Here is an 18,006-nt window from a genome sequence, read left to right as displayed (position 1 = left end):
GCCTCCACGGCGCCCAGCATCCACTCGGATGCGCAAAGCTCGCCGCAGGACTTTCAGTTCCGCGACATATAGAAACTTGTCCGTCCGGCGGCAAGGCCGGCCGCCGAGGCCCGCCCGCGGCAATCGGACCTCGAAGACTTCAGATCAGCTTCAGCCGCATGGCGCGAGCGATCGCCTGCATGCGGTTAACCGCATCGAGCTTGCGGGTCGCGCTCTTGAAGTAGCTGCTGACCGTGTAGGTCGAGATGCCGAGGATGATGCCGATCTCGTCGCTGCTCTTGCCGGCCGCTGCCCAGCGCAGACATTCCAGCTCGCGGCTCGACAGCTTCTCGCGTGCCGTATTGCCGGTGTCGAAGGTGCGCTCCAGGCATTCGAAAAGCTGGATCAGCGTCAGATACAGCGTCGCCCGCTCGACGCCCGAGGGCGCCTCGCGACGACCCGAAAGCACGGCGACGAAGGGGTCTCCGCCGCTCGTGTGCAAGAGCACCGCGAAATGGCGGGCCATCTCCGGGTGGGCAAGCAGACGGTGAACCGTGGCCTCTTCCCCGGGCTTGGCTACGACATCGAGCAATTCGGGCCCGCCCGTCACCGGCAGCTTGGTGTAGCGCAACTTTTCGACCAGCACGCTCGACTGGAAGGTCTCGCAGGCATCGTACTGGCGCACCAGTTCGGACGGCCAGTTGCTAAGGACCAGCCGCTCGGAAAAGCGCTGCTGTTCGGCTAGCGGCATGCGCGCGATCATGAAATGGGCGAAGCCATAACGCGCAATCAACCGCCGCATCAGATGCAGAAGTTCGTATTCGGTGCGGACGGTGGCCGTATCGATGTCCGAAAACATCTCCACCGTTTCAGCCTCGCGCAGCAAGGCCGGTTCATGCGATTCCTTCATCTGCGATCACCACATCTCCCGGCGCCACCGCGCCCGGTCGAGAGAAATACAAAAACGCCCCACATTTTCAGGAGCATGAATTTCACCCGGCAGACAAAATAAAACTGCCGCTACCGGCCTGCCCGCGCAAGAAACGCGTCCGGTTGTGAAAAATTTGACGATGCACCAAGAACAAATGCGGGAGCGTACACACGACGCTCATCCTTATTTCGGCGCTTCGTTACCAAAAATTTTAGTTAAAGTGAAATGTGGTATTTGCATGGCTCCCATGTCAATTCCGCGAGAATCCCGATTGTTCTCAAGTGTTTCCACAAGTCCGAAAGATATTGCCGTAAGATTTGCGGGGCGCGGCAACGCGTCGAGGGCTCGCGGAAGTGTCTCAAATTATGAGCAAATTGTTACTTGACGCTTAGGCAAATGTTAAATGTGGCAGGCTAAGGTCACGGTCATATGGTCTTGAGTTTGTGTAGAGAGTCCCATGACCGAAATGATGCGACCACGCGTGAAATATGTCATCGGCCCCGATGGCAGCCCTCTGACGATTGCGGATCTGCCGCCGGCCAATACCCGGCGCTGGGTGATCCGCAGGAAGGCTGAGGTTGTTGCCGCCGTGCGCGGTGGCCTGTTGAGCCTGGAAGAGGCGTGCGAACGCTATACCCTTACCGTCGAGGAATTCCTGTCCTGGCAGTCCTCGATCAACGATCACGGTCTCGCCGGCCTGCGCACCACTCGCATCCAGCAGTATCGCCACTAATTCGCCCATAGCAGGGCCATAGGTCGTGCGGCGGCTCCGGGTTTCCCGGGGCCGCCGCCGTCGTTTTAACGGGCGTCGCGATCGTTCAGATGTGCTCAGTGCGCTTTAAGTGATTGATTTGTCGCCTGTCGTAATCGCAAAGCCGCTGCGCATCTTTGCGCGACATGCTCTGCGTGCGGACCGGCATTGGTTCCGTTTCGCGAACGCTCTGTGCACCGGCGACGGCCGAACGGACGATTCCGATTTGCGGAAATCTGCGCTAGCTTCCAGGCAGACAAACCCGTTCACCAAGGAAGGATGCCATGGAAATCATGCACGAGGAAACCGGATCGCACGGCCGCTACTCGACATCAGTCGAAGGCCATACGGGTGAAATGACCTATTCGCGCACCTCGCCTCAACTGATCATCGTCGATCACACGCTCGTTCCGGATGCGCTGCGCGGCAAGGGCGTCGGCCAGGCGCTGGCCAAGCATGCGATCGAGGAAGCCCGCAAGGGCGGCTGGAAGATCATTCCGCTCTGCCCTTTCATGAAGGCCCAGGTCATGCGGCACCCAGAATGGCAGGATGTCATCCAGGGGTGAGACACCCCACGCTCGAAGCCCGGTCCCGAAATGAGAAGACCCGCCCGGATGCCGAGGCATCGGGCGGGTCTTTTCGTCTTGTCACGATCGTGCCGGATCGGATCATGCCAACCGCATGATCCGTCAAGGATGGAACCATCTGCTCCGAAACGGGCTATCGGCCCGTCCAACGGACAAATCCCCCTTGCCGGATCCGGCTCGGGGTTCAAATCACCCTTTGGAACAAGGCGTTACGGCCCGCTGCGCCGGATTTTGGCGCAGGAGCCGCAGCTATGCCCGCAGGCGGGTCGACGTGTCCCGCTCTTCAAGGGCCGCCGCCTTCGCGTACTCGGCCTGCACTTCTTCGAGCGCGAGTTCGGCAGCATCCTGCTGCGTCTTCAGTTCGCGAATGGAAACCTGAAGATTGTCGGCTCTTTGACGTGCGGCCTTGGCGAAGGTGGGATAGGCGAAGTGCTGGGGATCGGAGATACCCGACTTCTTCTCCTCGAAAATAATCTGATTTTCCAGATCCTTGGTCATCCGTTCGAACTCAGCCATCATCATCTGAAGCTGGTTCAGCTGACGCTGCTTCTCCCGGACCTGAAATTCCTTCAGGCGGACAAGGCTCTCACGTGCTTTCATACGCAATACTCCCGTGGATAACGAGACCCCGGTTACTGATTTGCCCGCGAGCCGGCCCGAACAGGGCCGGAAACGAAAAATCTTCAGCGATATTAACAAAAGCCTACCGCTGGTAACCTTTCGTTTACGGGCATCGTTAATCATAGGCGTGATGATTTAAGGCTCCGTAAATGCTGAGGCACGAAATATGACCGCCCCGGCATTAACGAGTCAGAAGAGTCAGATAACGGCATTTCCTCATGTTTCACATGAGATTAGCCGTTCTGGATTCACGTTTGAAATCAGGAGACTGCTAAAAATATTTAACAAACTCGATACACCTTGCCAGAGGGAATCAGAATTTGTTAACCATTTGGTGGCAGCCTCCAAATCAGGCAACGACTGGATCCGTATCGCGTAAGGGTGCCACGACAACCTTGGGCGGCGGAAAAGGGGAAGAATATGCGGGTTCTATTAATTGAAGACGACAGTGCAACGGCTCAGAGCATTGAGCTGATGCTCAAGTCCGAGAGTTTCAACGTCTACACCACCGATCTCGGTGAAGAAGGCGTCGATCTCGGCAAACTTTATGACTATGACATCATCCTTCTCGACCTCAATCTGCCAGATATGTCCGGCTACGAAGTCTTGAGAACGCTGCGTCTTTCCAAGGTGAAGACGCCAATCCTCATTCTTTCGGGCATGGCCGGCATCGAAGACAAGGTCCGCGGCCTGGGCTTCGGCGCAGACGACTACATGACCAAGCCGTTCCACAAGGACGAACTGGTCGCGCGCATTCATGCGATCGTCCGCCGCTCCAAGGGCCACGCCCAGTCGGTCATCTCCACCGGCGAGCTGATCGTCAACCTGGATGCCAAGACGGTTGAAGTCGGCGGACAGCGCGTCCACCTGACCGGCAAGGAATACCAGATGCTCGAGCTGCTCTCGCTGCGCAAGGGCACGACGCTCACCAAGGAAATGTTCCTGAACCACCTCTACGGCGGCATGGACGAGCCGGAACTGAAGATCATCGACGTCTTCATCTGCAAGCTGCGCAAGAAGCTCGCAAACGCCGCCGGCGGCGCCAACTACATCGAAACCGTCTGGGGCCGCGGCTATGTGCTGCGCGAGCCGGATGGTGCCGAATACGCCGAAACTGCCTGATTCCCCGCCAGGGCTTGCACCGATCCCCGCATGATGCGGGCCCGACATTCAAGAGTTTCGCAAAACCCGCCGATGAGGCGGGTTTTGTTTTGCGCGGAACGACCACGCTCGCCGGGCCTGCAATAGGATGCCCCGGCGGATGTCAGGGTTGCGCGCCTACACCCTCCCCTTCCCCGATGATCGAAAGCCTCTTCGGCTCGCCGGGTCGGCACAACAAAAAGCCGCGGCAAACGCCACGGCTTGAGTTCGCTGCAAAGAGATCAGGATAAGGCGGTTCAGGCCGCCATCGACTGGCTCGCGAAAACGCTGGTCAGGATCTTGCGGTCGAAAGGCTTCAGCAGGAAATCGTCTGCTCCGGCTCGCTTTCCGGCCATCATCTTTTTCAGATCCGCCTCGACGACGCAGTAATAGATCCGCACCGAAGGGCCGTTCGGCAGCCGGCGAACGTTGCCGATGAGTTCGAGCGCGCCTTCAAGGCCGGCATCGATAATCAGAATGTTCGGGAGTTCCGCTTCGCAGCGCACAAGCGCCTCGAGGCTGTTCGATGCCTCGTAAACCATGAAGCCCATGCCGGAGAGGATACGTTTTCCAACTTTCCTGACGACATCCGAGCCGTCGGCAATCATCAAACGTCGCATGTCCAACTCCCTTCGCCACTTACCTATACGCGTATCGGCATTCTTGAAACAACTCTATACAAATTTGGGAAAGATTTCGTTACGGAGTTTGCTTAACGAAGCTTTTTCGCGCACGATCAACACTCTGAAAACATTAAACTTTCCAGAATACGAGCGAGATTGAAACGTATATGGCAGATACGTTTCCGCCGGATGCGATGGCACCCGGCGGCTGTCGAGAAGTCAAGAAATCGGAACGCCTGGCGCCGCCGAATTAAACCTCAGGCTGCATTTTGGCCGTGAAGATGATTTCCTCACCGGTCGAGGTAACGGCGATTTCCATGCGCGCCTCCTCGCCGAGAAGCACGGTGTAATAGGGCTGGATCGAATGGGCGTCGACCGCCTCTTCCGGCGTGCCGGACAGGAGTTCCACCAGCCTGGGCGGTACGCGCATCATCCGGCCCTTCGCCACCAGGGTGAACACGGCGTCGAACTCCGGATTCTCTAGCGTGACGTCGATCGAGCCGCCGCGCGGAATGGCGCCGTAGGCGATGAGGAAGAGGTTCAAGAGCAGCTTGACGCGGTTCTTGGCGATGATCGCCCGCGGGCCGTGCCAATTGACCTCGGTCTTCTTCTCGGCAGCGGCAAAATCCTTGGCAGCCTTTTCCGCTTCGCCGGTGTCGATCGAGGCGCCGACCGAGCCCGAGGCACCGAAGGCAAGGCGCGCAAACTTCAGCCGGACAGAGGCGTTGAGCGCGCTCGTGCGGATGAGGTCCATCGCATCGGCATCGGCGCCGCCCTCGTCGAGCAGTTCCAGGCCGTTGTTGATGGCGCCGACCGGGGAAATGATGTCGTGGCAAACCCGGCTGCACAGAAGCGCGGCCAGATCGGGTCCCGTCAATGTCAGGTTCGGATTCGTTGCCATCGTAGTTCCTTGTTTGGTGCCATCGGCCGTCGCGTGGAGCACGCGCCGTGGTCACGCCGGTAAAGCCTCACGCGTGAAGACGCAAGTCATGCGCTGCCCGGCGCAGCCGTTCATCAGTGGAACATAATGACACCACATTTGGTAAACCGATTGTTAAGACCATCGGTTCAAATTGCATGGAATTGGTCCAGACCCCAACTGGCCGCGCGGTGATCTGACTGGCGGCCACTGCAAACCCGCAAGCGAGCAATTTTCGCGCCTGACGGAGGATATGATGCATCAGATCATGAAGGCAGCCACATCGGCTGGCCGTGTTATCCTGGCCACGATGTTTCTGGTCGCCGGCGCCCTGTCCGCTGCGCACGCCCAGTCGGCGAACAACAACAGCCAATACAGCATGCAGGAAATCGTCGATGCCGGTCACGGCTTCTTCGGCGAAACCTCGGGCGGCCTTGCCAAGGTCGTCGAACGCGCCTTCGAGCGCTATGGCCTGCCGAACGGCTACATCCTCGGGCAGGAAGGCTCCGGTGCCTTCATTGCCGGGCTTACCTACGGCGAAGGCGAACTCAACACCAAGAATGCCGGCCAGCATAACGTGTTCTGGCAGGGCCCGTCGCTCGGCATCGACTGGGGCGGCCAGGGCAGCCGCGCCATGATGCTCGTCTACAATCTGCCGAGCGTGCCGGCGCTCTACAAGCGCTTCGGCGGCGTCTCCGGCTCGGCCTATGTGGTTGCCGGCGTCGGCATGACGGTGCTGACCGACGAAAACATCGTCGTGGTGCCGATCCGCACCGGCATCGGCGCACGCCTCGGCGTCAATGTCGGCTACCTGAAGATGACCCAGACCCCGACCTGGAATCCCTTCTGAGACTGTTGCCGGACCTGCCCATCGCAAAATCCGGCACCATAGACTTGCAGCGCACGAAACGTCATGTTTAGTGCAAGGAAGCGGAAAATGGAGCGCCTGCCTGCCCCTTGCGGCCCGGCAGGCGGTTCGGTTTCCGGTCCAGTTTTGAAACGGCCAGCTCGTGATCCAATTCTCGCTTCTCTTTGCCCTGGGCTTTCTGACGGCGATCATCATCGGCCTCCTGGTCGCACCGGCGATCCACCGCCGCATCGTGCGTTTCGCCGAGGACCGGCTGAAGGCGACGATGCCGCTCAGCCCCCAGGAGGTGCGCGCGCAGAAGGATGCTGCCCGTGCCGCCTTTGCCGCCGAGAACGCCCGCACGCTTCAGGCCCTGAAGCGCGAGCGGGACAAGGGCGTATCGCTGATGCTCACCAACGAGAAGAGCCTGCAGGAGGCCCGTCGCCTCAGCGGCGAAAACGCCGACCTGCACGCCCAGCTCGCCGAGATGAACGTCGAAGCGGCGGACAGGCGCTCGGCCATCCGCCAGTTTGAGCAGCGCCTGGAGCGGATGAAGGCGACACTCGACAGTGTCGAGCGGGACAATGCCGGAAAGTCCGACGAGCTTCAGAAACGCGACGTTCAGCTCGCTCAAAATGCCGCGGAGACCGACAATCTGCGGATCGACCTGGCTGCGCGCGAGACCGAGGTCGAGCATCTGAAGAGCCGGATTTCCACGCTGCGCGACGAGCGCGAAGCCCTTCGCAGCGACTTGAAGACCGAGACGGCCCATGCCAAGGAAATGGAGCTCCGCCTGTCGCGCGACGAGACCCGCCTGCACCGGCTGGAAGACAAGCTTGCCCGAGAAGTGGCGACCAGCGCCGACCGCGAGAGTGCACTCGAAAGGCGCGCCGGCGAAATCGAGAGATTGAAGGCCAAGGTCAAGGACACCAATCAGGAAATGCGCGATGCCGCCAAGGCTCTGCGCGCCGCGGGCGTCGCCTTCCCCTTACGCAGGGATCGCCGGGCCGCAGCCGAACAGACGATCAATGGCGCCGTGGATCCGGCTCAAGCGGCGAACGGCGAGCCCGACTCTGCCATGGCCGCCGACGACCTGCGCAATCGCGCCACCGCCCTTTCGGAACGCCTGACCAACTCCAAGTCCGCCGCCCACGACGAGGCGCTGCGCGACGAAGTCGCCGCGATTGCCGCGGGCATGGTCGCGCTGACCGCAACGAACGAAGGTGCTACCTCGCCCATCCTCGGCCTGCTTTCAGGCGAGGAGGAAGGCACTGTCAACAGGAAAAGCCTGGCAAAGCGCGTCAAAGACATCCTGCCGCGCGAATAGGCGCCCGCGGCAATCGGTTTTCGTCCGCCCATACATCAGCGCGAAGCGTCAGATCCGGCCGTTGATCAACGCCACCTGATGCAAGGCGATGCCGGCCGCGGTCGACACATTGAGGCTGTCGAGCCCGGGCCGCTGGCGGATGCGCGCCGTCCGGATCGAGGTCAGCACCGATTGCGGCAGCCCCTCGCCTTCGGTGCCCATCAGGAGCGCCGTGCGCGGCGCCGGAGGGATCGCGCCGATATCCGTCGTTCCTGCCGGAGAAAGCCCCCAGATCGCAAAGCCAGCGTCCTGCAATCGCTCCAGCATGGCGGCAATGGAACCCTCGCGGGCGAAAGGCACCGTCAGCACGGAGCCGACGGAAACGCGGATCGCCTTGCGATACATCGGGTCGCAGCTCGTCTCGTCCATCAGCACCGCGTCGACCCCGAAGGCCGCGGCATTGCGGAAAAGCGCACCCATATTGTCGTGGTTGGAGATGCCGCAGGCGGCCAGCACCAGGCTCGACGTGGGCAGCGACGAGATCAGGGCGTCGCGATCCGGCTCCCCGTCGCGGCGTCCGAGCGCCAGAACGCCGCGATGCATGTTGAAGCCGGCGATCGCGTCGAACACCTGCGCATTCGCCACGTAGACCGGCACATCAGGCGGGAAGCGGCGAAGAATGTCGCCGACGCCCTCCAGACGGTTCTCCAGCAGCAGGATGGCCTCCGCCGCAAGACCGCGCCCGGCCTCGTGTGCCGCGGCAAGCATGCGCAGCACCACGGTGCCTTCGGCGATGAAGCGGCCCTGCCGCCCGGTCAGATCGCGCTCCTTGATCGAGACGAAGCCGGCAATCCGGGGATCGGCTGGATCGTCGATGCGCAAGACGGGCGGGAGGGCGCCTGGCATGCCGTCAGTTCGTCCGAACGGTAATATCAGCGACGATACGGCCGGTACCGATGTCGAAGACGATGGCGCGCGGCTCGGCACCGGGCAGGTTGCCGTAGAACAGCACCTGCGAGCCCGAAAGCGCGACATTCGTCACGGTGAAGCCTGCAGGCAGCGCCGCAACCGCATTGAGCGGCGCTTCGCTCGGAACAACAGCGGCCGACGCCTGGGCCGGCGCTTTCTCATCCGTGCGCGTCAGCTTGTAGACAATCGTTCCAAGGACAGCCATAAGCATGACCAACATGACGCCGGCCGAGACCAGCTGCAGCTTCACCATCTTGCGGCGGACATTTTCCATCGCCGGATCTAGCGGCTTGTCTTCCTGGTCATCGGGCTCGATTGCGGTCATGGCTGGCCTTTTTTCGGATTTTTAACGGAATGAACGACCCCTTTAAACAAGCAACGGCCAATAGGAAAGTCCTGACGGCGGGCGAGGATGCCGCAGGACGGCTTGATTCCTTCCTGACGGACGCACTTTCGGGTGAATTCTCCCGCAACCGCATCAAGGCCCTCATCGAGCAGGGTGCGGTGTCGATCAACGGGAAGCCGGTGAGCGAACCGAAGAAGAAGGTGCAGCCGGGCGACGTCTTCGAGATCGACCTGCCCGAGCCGGAAGACCCCGAGCCGAAGGGCGAGAACATCCCCCTCGACGTGCTCTACGAAGACAGTGACCTGATCGTGCTGTGCAAGCCGGCCGGCCTCGTCGTGCATCCAGGCGCCGGCAACTGGACCGGCACGCTGGTCAATGCGCTGATCCATCATTGCGGCAGCAGCCTGTCAGGTATCGGTGGCGTCAAGCGCCCGGGCATCGTCCATCGCCTCGACAAAGAGACGAGCGGCGTCATGGTCGTCGCCAAGAACGATGCGGCACATCGCCATCTCTCGGACCAGTTTGCCGACCACGGCCGCACCGGTCCGCTCGAACGCGCCTATCGTGCCGTCGTCTGGGGGCGACCGCGGCAATTGAAGGGCACGATCGACGCGCCGCTCGGCCGCGCCGGCGACCGGACGAAGCGCGCGGTCAAGCGCGAGGACAGCGACGACGCCCGTGAGGCGATCACCCATTACGAGGTGGTCGAGCGCTACCTCGAAAAGCCGGACGGCACCTCGCTCGCCGCGACGATCGAATGCCACCTGGAAACGGGCCGGACCCACCAGATCCGGGTGCACATGGCCCATATCGGCCATCCGCTGATCGGCGACCCCGAATACGGCGCTGCCTTCAGAACCAAGGCGAACCTTCTGCCGGATGCCGCCAAAGCCGTTGTCAACCAGTTCCACCGCCAGGCGCTGCATGCCTTCATGCTGCAGTTCGAACATCCGTCGACCGGCGAGACCATGCATTTCGAGGCGCCAATGCCGGCCGACATGGCAGCGCTGATCGATGCGCTGCGCAGCGGAGAGTGACCGCCCCTTGAAATCCGGCGTTAGAATTCCGATCTAAGGCGGGCCTCTATTCGTGACATTTCCGTCGCTCCGGCGTCACTTGCTCGTGAACCGGACTCCTTGAATCATGCTTTCGCCGTACTTATTTTCTACGCTCGTGGGGTCTTGACGAAGACCCACATGCCCGGCTTGCCGATCGGAGGCCGGAGACTAAAAAGGGGGGTGCTTCATATGGCCCGAAACAATTTGCCGACCATTGCCGCTGGAGAAGGCGGCCTCAATCGTTACCTCGACGAAATTCGCAAGTTCCCGATGCTGGAGCCGCAGGAAGAGTACATGCTCGCCAAGCGGTACCAGGAACATGACGACCGCAAAGCGGCGCATAAGCTCGTCACCAGTCACCTTCGCCTCGTCGCCAAGATCGCGATGGGCTATCGCGGCTACGGCCTGCCGATCGGCGAAGTCGTGTCCGAAGGCAATGTCGGCCTGATGCAGGCCGTGAAGAAGTTCGAGCCCGATCGCGGCTTCCGCCTCGCCACATACGCGATGTGGTGGATCAAGGCTGCAATCCAGGAATACATCCTGCGCTCGTGGTCGCTGGTCAAGATGGGCACGACCGCCAACCAAAAGCGGCTGTTCTTCAACCTGCGTCGCCTGAAAGGCAAGATCCAGGCGCTCGACGAGGGCGACCTGAAGCCCGATCAGGTCAAGGAAATCGCCACCACGCTCAAGGTGAGCGAGGACGAGGTCATCTCGATGAACCGCCGCCTGTCCGGTGACGCTTCGCTGAACGCGCCGATCAAGGCAAGCGAAGGCGATTCCGGCCAATGGCAGGACTGGCTGGTCGACGATCACGACAATCAGGAAGAAATCCTGATCGAGCAGGACGAACTTGAGAACCGCAGGGCATTGCTCGCCAATGCGATGAAGGTGCTCAATGATCGCGAACGCCGCATTTTCGAGGCTCGACGCCTGACGGAAGAGCCGTTGACGCTCGAGGATCTGTCGTCCGAGTTCGACATCAGCCGCGAGCGCGTTCGCCAGATCGAAGTGCGCGCCTTCGAAAAGGTCCAGGATGCCGTGCGCAAGGCAGCGCTGGAGCGCGCCAATGCCTTGCGAGTCGTCGAAGGCGCCTGAGGCCATCGAAGTAAATCAGCGACGGTTCTGCCTCAGGGAATGCGTAGTCAAAAAAACCCGGCGGTTGCTTCCGCCGGGTTTTCTGTATCAACGGTTCTCGATGAGAGCCTACTGGCTGTTGCTCTGGGCAGCAGTTCCCGTCGCTGTCCAGGCGCGCATCGCCTGGTTGAATGCATCCGTGCCGCTCGGCCCCTTCTCAAGTGTCAGCAGCGCGCGGCGACCGTTGCGGTAGGTGAGAGGGATGTCGATCCAGCTGCGGCTGCGCAGCAGTTCGGTGTTGTTGCTGATGGCATCCGTCGCATCGTTCAGCGCGATCATGTGGAAATCGTCGGTGATCTTGGCTGGAACGGCGATCAAGGCATCTCCCCGGTCCTGCTCGGTCCGCTTCATCGATACACGCTGGACGCTGTCGATGGCCCCGCCCTCGAAGTTCTGCGGCAGCGAGAAAACGAACTCGATGACGTGACTTGCCGGCAGTGACGGATCCGCATTGCGCTTGATCGTCATCAGCGCCGTGAGCCCGCGGTCGGGAATGGTGATCTGTGCCTGAATTGCCGGCTCGGGCTTGGCGTCGCCGCCGGGCGATTCCTGCTTCACCGACCATGCGACGGTCCCCGGGACGGCCGTGGGCGAAGACTGACCAAGGCGTTCCTCGTAGAGGAACATCTTCTCGCCGCTGGCAAGCGCGACTTCAGTCTGGTTCGGCTGGCCCGCCGGCTGTCCCTCAGCCGGTGTCCCGGCCTGACCGGCGGTTCCGCCCTGCCCGGCCGCCGTTTCGACAGGCTTGCCCGCTTCCGTCTGAGGCGCCACGGACTTGCCCTCCTGGGCCGCGCTCTCGCCGGTTGCATTGGCCGGCCCGTCGTCGGTCTCCGATCCGTCCGCCATCAGGCGCTGCGTGAACTTGGTCGACGCATTGTCCGGAACGGCCGTATCGTCATGCGCGGCCGGTTCCTGCGTGGCGGTTTCGCCAGCGGGCTGCGGCGGCGTCGCTTGCTCCGCCGGCGCGCCGCCGATGCTGGACACGGCCGAGGTTATCGATGCGACAACGCTGGAAATCCAGGCATTGCCGGCCTCGCGGTTCTGCCAATAGGCAAACCCGCCACCGCCGAGCACCAGAAGGGCGACGGCCGCGATTGAAAGACGCTTGACGCTGAAGCGCGACGGCTTCGGCGTCGCCCGATAGGATGCCGGTCTTGGGACAGTCGCCGCGACAGCCTCGACGCTCCGTTCCGGCTCGCGCGCCGCGGCTGCTGCTCCGGCTCCCGCCGCGGCAGCATTGGCCGCGTCCTCGAATCCGAGCAGGTCGTCGATATGATCCCAAGCGGTGCCGGTGCGTTCCTGTTGGTCCTGCGTTGCCGGCGTCGCGTTCGCCTGAACAGGCTTTTCGACCGGCCATGACCAATCGCTGATTTCCGGTTCGGAGGTCTTTTCGGCCCGCCGCTCCTCGATCGGTGCGAAGGGATCATTGTCGTCGAACGACCAGCCGCGCGCAGGTTCCGCATTGGGCGTTGCCTGAGGCGCCTGCTGTTCCGGTTCATCGACCGGATGCAGCCCCAAAAGCTCGGGCGCGTTATCCGGTTCGTGGGCCTCGGCGGCGCGCTCGTCGCTGAGGTGTTCGGTAACCGGGGCGACGGTCGAGGTCGGACCAACGGTCTCCCATTCGGGCAGGTCCCACTCCGAGAGTTCCGGCTTCTGCTCGGCGCTTGCCGCCGGCGCTTCCTCCCAGGTCGGCTCCGATGTATCCTGCGTTTCTGCCACCGGCTCCGAATACTCGGGCGCTTCGTAGGCTGGCGCGTCTTCGTGCGGCTGAGCAACGACGGGAGTTTCGTCCAGCGGCTGAGCTACGGTTTCGGCAGGCTCGACAGCCGGTTCGTATTCTACCGGTTCCGCCGGGGCTTCCTCGGCCGGTTCGCCATGAGGCTCGACGGCATGCGCCGGCTCCTCATAGGCCTCGGCATGGTGGTAGGTCTCGGCAACGCCTTCGTCTTCCGGTGCCGGCTGCTCGACGGCGTGCACCGGTTCGCTTTCGGCCACCGGCTCACTTTCGACAACCGGCGCGCGCTCGGCTTCCGGTTCCGGTTCCGCTTCCGTTTCCGTTTCCGTTTCCGTTTCCGGAACGGGCTCGTCTACTGCAGCGTCCGAGGCAACCGGTTCGACGGTCTCCGCCTCGGCTACCTCCGGCTCGTCGAGCGCCGGCAGGGCCTCGGCATGTTCGCTGTCGACCTCGGCGATCGCATTTTCGAGCTTCGCCAGCTGGCGATTGATCATGTCGTCCGACGGACGCGGGTTCATGTTTTCGAGTTGGCGGCGCACGGCCGCGCGCGCCTTCTCGTATACCCTGTCCCGCATTTCAGGTGTGTTTTCCGACAGGCCGCCAACGGTCCTGCGAATAACTGCAACAAAGTCCGCCATTAGTACTTTCTCATACGCCCAGGTATGTCTTTGCGATCACGACGCAATGTCAGTTCGCCGACACTAGTCCTCAAAGGGGTCCGTCACAAGTATTGTGTCGTCCCGCTCCGGGCTGGTCGAAAGAAGAGCAACCGGTGCACCGATCAGTTCTTCCACCTGGCGGACATACTTGATCGCTTGCGCCGGAAGATCTGCCCAGCTGCGCGCGCCAACCGTCGATTCTTTCCATCCTTCAAGCGTAACATACACTGGCTTTGCCGAAGCTTGCTGCGCCTGGCTTGCCGGCAGATGGTCGATCTGCTGCCCATCCAGAGTATAGCCGATGCAGATCTTCAGTTCGTCGAGACCATCGAGAACGTCGAGCTTGGTAAGCGCGATGCCGGTGATGCCGTTGGCGGCGACCGACTGGCGCACCAGAGCCGCATCGAACCAGCCGCAGCGACGCTTGCGACCCGTGACCGTGCCGAACTCATGGCCCTTTTCACCGAGGAACTGGCCGATTTCATCGGTAAGCTCGGTCGGGAACGGACCTTCGCCGACACGCGTCGTATAGGCCTTGGTGATGCCGAGGATATAGCCGAGCGAACCCGGGCCCATGCCCGAGCCGGCGGCAGCCTGGCCGGCAACCGTGTTCGACGAGGTGACGAACGGGTAGGTGCCGTGGTCGATATCGAGCAGCGTGCCTTGAGCGCCTTCGAACAGGATGCGGGCGCCCTTGCGGCGCGCCTTGTCGAGCAGCACCCAGACGGTTTCCATGAACGGGAGCACCTTGGCGGCGACCGACGAAAGCTCCTGCATGATCGCCTCGTGGCTGATCTCGGCTTCACCCAGTCCACGGCGCAGTGCGTTGTGATGGGTCAGCAGGCGATCGACCTTGGCCGGCAGGGTATCAAGGTCGGCAAGATCCATGACGCGGATGGCGCGACGGCCGACCTTGTCTTCATAGGCCGGGCCGATGCCGCGGCGGGTGGTGCCGATCTTCGTGCCGCTGTTGGAGGCGGCGTCTTCGCGGATGCCGTCGAGTTCGCGGTGCAGCGACAGGATGAGCGTGGCATTGTCGGCGATGCGCAGGTTGTCGGGCGTAATCGCAATGCCCTGCTTGCCGAGCTTGTCGATTTCGGCGATCAGCGCGTGCGGATCGATGACGACGCCGTTGCCGATGACGGCGAGCTTGCCGGGACGCACAACGCCCGAAGGCAGGAGCGACAGCTTGTAGCTGACGCCGTCGATCACCAGGGTATGGCCGGCATTGTGACCGCCCTGAAAGCGCACGACGATATCCGCGCGCTCGGAGAGCCAATCCACAATCTTGCCTTTGCCTTCGTCACCCCATTGGGAGCCGACCACTACGACATTCGTCATAATTCTCTTCCTGTGCAGGCGCGCAAACGAGGCTGCGCTGTTCTCAAACCCGCGCATCTATACTGTGTTGTCATCTGGAAAGCGACCCCGTTCTGCCCGGCGTTCCGCCCTTTTTGCATGACAAGGACGGGATTTAGCGCCTATATCTTGTGCTTTCCCGCCATGGCGACGACCGGTCGCCCATCCCCATGCAGGTCTCAGCATCGTGAATTCCAGGGCCTACTTCTATCTGTGCGTCACCGCCCTCTTCTGGGGCGGCAACTCCGTCGCCGGCAAGATGGCGGTCGGCCATGTCAGCCCCATGATGCTGACGACCTTGCGCTGGGTCTTCGCGTTGATGGTGATCCTGGCGCTGATGACGCCGCAGATCCGGCGCGACTGGGACAAGATCCGCCAGCACTGGCTGCAGCTTCTCGCCTATGGCGCGATCGGCTTTACTACCTTCAACGCGCTGCTCTATTCGGCACTGAAATACACCAGCGCCATCAATGCCGTCATTCTCCAGGCCGGCATCCCGATGCTCATCTTCCTGTTCAATTTCGCGCTGTTCCGGACGAAAGCCTCGGTCGCCCAGGTGATCGGCTTCACGGTCACCCTGATTGGCGTACTGGTGACCGCCGCCCATGGCGACGTGACGAGCCTGCTCTCGCTTGAATTCAACTTCGGCGACGCGCTGATGATCGGGGCCTGCATCGTCTATGCGGGCTATACCGTGGCGCTGCGCTACAAACCGACCATGCACTGGCAGAGCTTCATCGCCGCGCCCGCCTTCGGCGCGCTGCTGAGCGCCATTCCCCTATTGCTCTGGGAGATCGGCACCGGCACGGCGATCGTGCCCGATACTACCGGCTGGATCATCGTGCTTTATGCCGCGATCTTCCCGTCGCTGATGTCGCAGGTGCTCTATGTGCGCGGCGTCGAGATGATCGGCGCCAACCGCGCCGGCCTGTTCATCAACGCCATCCCGGTTTTTGGCACGCTTCTTTCAGTGATGCTGATTGGTGAGACCTTCCACCTCTTCCATCTCGTCGCCCTGCTTCTCGTGCTCGGCGGCATCGCGATCGCGGAAAAGGGGCGCCCTCGCTGAGCGGATCTCGCGCCTACCGGGTAGGTTTCAGGCGATGCAATCGCTAGAACTCGGGAGGCGACTTAAGGCTTGATTAGCAGATGACTGTTTCTGTCGCCTTCAGGATTTTTCCTTGGGGCTAAGGCAGTGAAAAATATTAGAATTTCGACACGTATCTATTTGCTGACGGCAATGGCGCTAGTCTTCATGGCAGCGGCCATGGCCTACAAGACGCAGGTTGCCAACACGGAAGTCAATGACGAGCGCCGGCAGATGCTGCGCAACGTCACCGAGGCGGCGATCTCCACGATCGCAAGCTTCGAGGAGCAGGAGCGCAACGGCACGCTCTCGCGCGAGGAAGCCCAGAGCCGCGCCGTTTCCGCCGTTATGGCGATGCGCTTCGGCCAGGACGGCTACTTCTTCATCAACGGCTTCGACGGCATGATGATCGCCCACCCGCTCGCCAAGAAGCTTGTTGGCACCGACGTCCGCGGCCTCAAGGATACCAACGGCAAAGCCTTTAACGTCGAGCTCATCGCGTTGGCGCAGAACCCGGGCAGCGGCATCGTCAACTACTATTGGGACAAGCCCGGCCATGAGGAGCCGGTCGAGAAGTACTCCTACATTCAGGGCTTCAAGCCCTGGGGTTGGGGCGTCGGCACCGGTGTCTATGCCGACGATCTCGCCGCCAAGTACAATGCGTCTCTGCTGATGACGATCATCATCACGGCGATCGCCGCGATCGCGACGCTTGCTGCCGCCATGGCGATCGGCCGCTCGATCAGCCGGCCGATCAACCGGCTGAAAGACGTGATGCTCGAAGTATCGAACAACGACACCCGTTCGGAAGTTCCGGATACCGACCGCCGCGACGAGATCGGCCACATGGCCGATGCCCTCGTCGTGCTGCGCGCCTCGGTGATCGAGCGCAACGCGCTTGAAGTTCGCCAGCGCGAACAGCAGGTGGCGCTCGACGACGAGCGCAGCGCCAACGAGGAAATGCAGCAGGCGACCGCCCGCGTGCAAGCCCATGTCGTCAGCACCATCGGCGGCGCCCTGGAAAGGCTCGCGAGCGGCGACCTGACGACCCATGTCCCCGATCTCGGCGCCGACTACGAAAAGCTGCGCCAGGACTTCAACACCGCCGTCGCCGCACTTCGCTCGACGGTGAGCGCGATCGCCGATTCCACCTCAGTTGTCACCGGCAATGCCAATGAGATCAGCAGGGCAGCCAACGACCTGTCGCAGCGCACCGAGCAGCAGGCAGCGTCGCTCGAAGAAACCGCAGCCGCCCTCGACGAGATCACCTCAGCGGTTCAGAACTCCACCAACCGCGCCGAGGAGGCGACCCGCATGGTCGCCGAGGCCCGCAAGGGTGCGGCCACCTCGAGCGAGGTCGTTCGCGACGCAATCACCGCCATGGGCCGCATCGAAAACTCGTCTTCGAAGATTGGCGAGATCATCGGCGTCATCGACGACATCGCCTTCCAGACGAACCTCCTGGCGCTGAACGCCGGCGTCGAGGCGGCACGCGCCGGTGATGCCGGCAAGGGCTTTGCCGTCGTCGCGCAGGAGGTGCGGGAACTGGCGCAGCGTTCGGCAACGGCGGCCAAGGAGATCAAGGGGCTCATTACCGCGTCGGGTGTCGAGGTTTCGGCCGGCGTGCGTCTGGTCGAGGCGACCGGCTCGGCGCTCGGCGACATAGAGCGGCGGGTCAACGAGATCAACGACCGCATCGTCGCCATTGCGACAGCCGCCCGCGAACAGTCGGTCGGGCTGCGGGAGATCAACACCGCCGTCAACCAGATGGACCAGATGACCCAGCAGAACGCCGCCATGGTCGAGCAGACCTCCGCCGCAAGCCAGGCGCTCGCCGGCGAAAGCAACGTGCTATCCGGTCGGCTCGCCCAGTTTACCGTCGAGGAGAAGGTGTGGCGGTCCGCTGCGCAGCGCGCAGCTTGATCCATCCCGAGACGAAAATGGCGCTAATCGGC

General features: G+C 62.1%; 17 protein-coding genes. 9 read left to right on the top strand and 8 right to left on the bottom strand.

Annotation, left to right across the window (positions count from 1 at the left end):
• Positions 1-139: 139 nt before the first annotated feature.
• Positions 140-889: a helix-turn-helix transcriptional regulator gene (locus XB14_RS01380; protein WP_077959823.1), complete on the bottom strand. Its 750-nt coding sequence runs from the start codon at positions 887-889 to the stop codon at positions 140-142.
• Positions 890-1,367: 478 nt separating this feature from the next.
• On the opposite strand from XB14_RS01380, the gene XB14_RS01375 reads away from it, so the two are divergent.
• Both XB14_RS01375 and XB14_RS01370 read left to right on the top strand, forming a co-directional pair.
• Positions 1,368-1,643, top strand: coding sequence for a DUF1153 domain-containing protein (locus tag XB14_RS01375; RefSeq protein WP_003527546.1), 276 nt, complete (start codon positions 1,368-1,370; stop codon positions 1,641-1,643).
• 302 nt (positions 1,644-1,945) lie between these two features.
• A complete protein-coding gene (locus XB14_RS01370) occupies positions 1,946-2,227 on the top strand; it encodes a GNAT family N-acetyltransferase (protein ID WP_077959822.1) in 282 nt (93 codons plus the stop codon).
• 270 nt (positions 2,228-2,497) lie between these two features.
• On the opposite strand, the gene XB14_RS01365 is transcribed toward XB14_RS01370, so the two are convergent.
• Entirely contained in the window at positions 2,498-2,848 is a 351-nt protein-coding gene (locus XB14_RS01365) for a flagellar export protein FliJ (protein ID WP_034806460.1), read from the bottom strand.
• Between the two features lie 441 nt (positions 2,849-3,289).
• On the opposite strand from XB14_RS01365, the gene ctrA reads away from it, so the two are divergent.
• Positions 3,290-3,991, top strand: a complete 702-nt coding sequence (gene ctrA / locus XB14_RS01360) for a response regulator transcription factor CtrA (protein WP_025424706.1) — start codon at positions 3,290-3,292, stop codon at positions 3,989-3,991.
• 275 nt (positions 3,992-4,266) lie between these two features.
• Here the strand turns inward: ctrA and XB14_RS01355 are convergent, their stop codons facing one another.
• Both XB14_RS01355 and chpT read right to left on the bottom strand, forming a co-directional pair.
• A complete protein-coding gene (locus tag XB14_RS01355; RefSeq protein ID WP_077959899.1) occupies positions 4,267-4,629 on the bottom strand; it encodes a response regulator in 363 nt (120 codons plus the stop codon).
• A 253-nt stretch (positions 4,630-4,882) separates the two neighbouring features.
• The gene (gene chpT, locus XB14_RS01350) at positions 4,883-5,533 is read right to left on the bottom strand and encodes a histidine phosphotransferase ChpT (protein WP_077959821.1); all 651 of its coding nucleotides are present in this window, start codon (positions 5,531-5,533) and stop codon (positions 4,883-4,885) included.
• A 274-nt stretch (positions 5,534-5,807) separates the two neighbouring features.
• On the opposite strand from chpT, the gene XB14_RS01345 reads away from it, so the two are divergent.
• Both XB14_RS01345 and XB14_RS01340 read left to right on the top strand, forming a co-directional pair.
• Entirely contained in the window at positions 5,808-6,401 is a 594-nt protein-coding gene (locus XB14_RS01345) for a DUF1134 domain-containing protein (RefSeq protein ID WP_077959820.1), read from the top strand.
• Between the two features lie 160 nt (positions 6,402-6,561).
• Positions 6,562-7,725, top strand: a complete 1,164-nt coding sequence (locus XB14_RS01340) for a hypothetical protein (RefSeq protein ID WP_077959819.1) — start codon at positions 6,562-6,564, stop codon at positions 7,723-7,725.
• Positions 7,726-7,773: 48 nt separating this feature from the next.
• On the opposite strand, the gene XB14_RS01335 is transcribed toward XB14_RS01340, so the two are convergent.
• Together XB14_RS01335 and XB14_RS01330 are read right to left on the bottom strand one after the other, a co-directional pair.
• A complete protein-coding gene (locus XB14_RS01335) occupies positions 7,774-8,610 on the bottom strand; it encodes a TrmH family RNA methyltransferase (RefSeq protein WP_077959818.1) in 837 nt (278 codons plus the stop codon).
• 4 nt (positions 8,611-8,614) lie between these two features.
• A complete protein-coding gene (locus XB14_RS01330) occupies positions 8,615-8,998 on the bottom strand; it encodes a hypothetical protein (protein WP_077959817.1) in 384 nt (127 codons plus the stop codon).
• Positions 8,999-9,027: 29 nt separating this feature from the next.
• Between XB14_RS01330 and XB14_RS01325 the strand changes: the two genes are divergently transcribed.
• The gene (locus XB14_RS01325) at positions 9,028-10,056 is read left to right on the top strand and encodes an RluA family pseudouridine synthase (RefSeq protein ID WP_077959816.1); all 1,029 of its coding nucleotides are present in this window, start codon (positions 9,028-9,030) and stop codon (positions 10,054-10,056) included.
• 210 nt (positions 10,057-10,266) lie between these two features.
• Positions 10,267-11,172, top strand: a complete 906-nt coding sequence (gene rpoH, locus XB14_RS01320) for an RNA polymerase sigma factor RpoH (protein WP_077959815.1) — start codon at positions 10,267-10,269, stop codon at positions 11,170-11,172.
• 108 nt (positions 11,173-11,280) lie between these two features.
• On the opposite strand, the gene XB14_RS01315 is transcribed toward rpoH, so the two are convergent.
• Positions 11,281-13,584 (bottom strand): hypothetical protein, encoded by a 2,304-nt coding sequence (locus tag XB14_RS01315; RefSeq protein ID WP_077959814.1) that lies wholly within the window; start codon positions 13,582-13,584, stop codon positions 11,281-11,283.
• A gap of 63 nt (positions 13,585-13,647) precedes the next feature.
• On the bottom strand, positions 13,648-14,946 hold the full coding sequence (locus XB14_RS01310) for an adenylosuccinate synthase (protein ID WP_077959813.1): 1,299 nt from the start codon (positions 14,944-14,946) through the stop codon (positions 13,648-13,650).
• Positions 14,947-15,151: 205 nt separating this feature from the next.
• Here XB14_RS01310 and XB14_RS01305 point away from each other — a divergent pair, with 205 nt between their 5' ends.
• Together XB14_RS01305 and XB14_RS01300 are read left to right on the top strand one after the other, a co-directional pair.
• Entirely contained in the window at positions 15,152-16,033 is an 882-nt protein-coding gene (locus XB14_RS01305; protein ID WP_077959812.1) for a DMT family transporter, read from the top strand.
• A 126-nt stretch (positions 16,034-16,159) separates the two neighbouring features.
• Entirely contained in the window at positions 16,160-17,974 is a 1,815-nt protein-coding gene (locus tag XB14_RS01300) for a methyl-accepting chemotaxis protein (RefSeq protein ID WP_077959811.1), read from the top strand.
• Positions 17,975-18,006: the final 32 nt, after the last annotated feature.

Origin of the sequence: Ensifer adhaerens (genome assembly GCF_002007205.1) — a bacterium.
In the GTDB taxonomy this organism is placed as follows: domain Bacteria; phylum Pseudomonadota; class Alphaproteobacteria; order Rhizobiales; family Rhizobiaceae; genus Ensifer; species Ensifer adhaerens_D.
The sequence above is the reverse complement of the archived record's forward strand: the minus strand, read 5'-3'. Positions and strand labels throughout refer to the sequence as shown.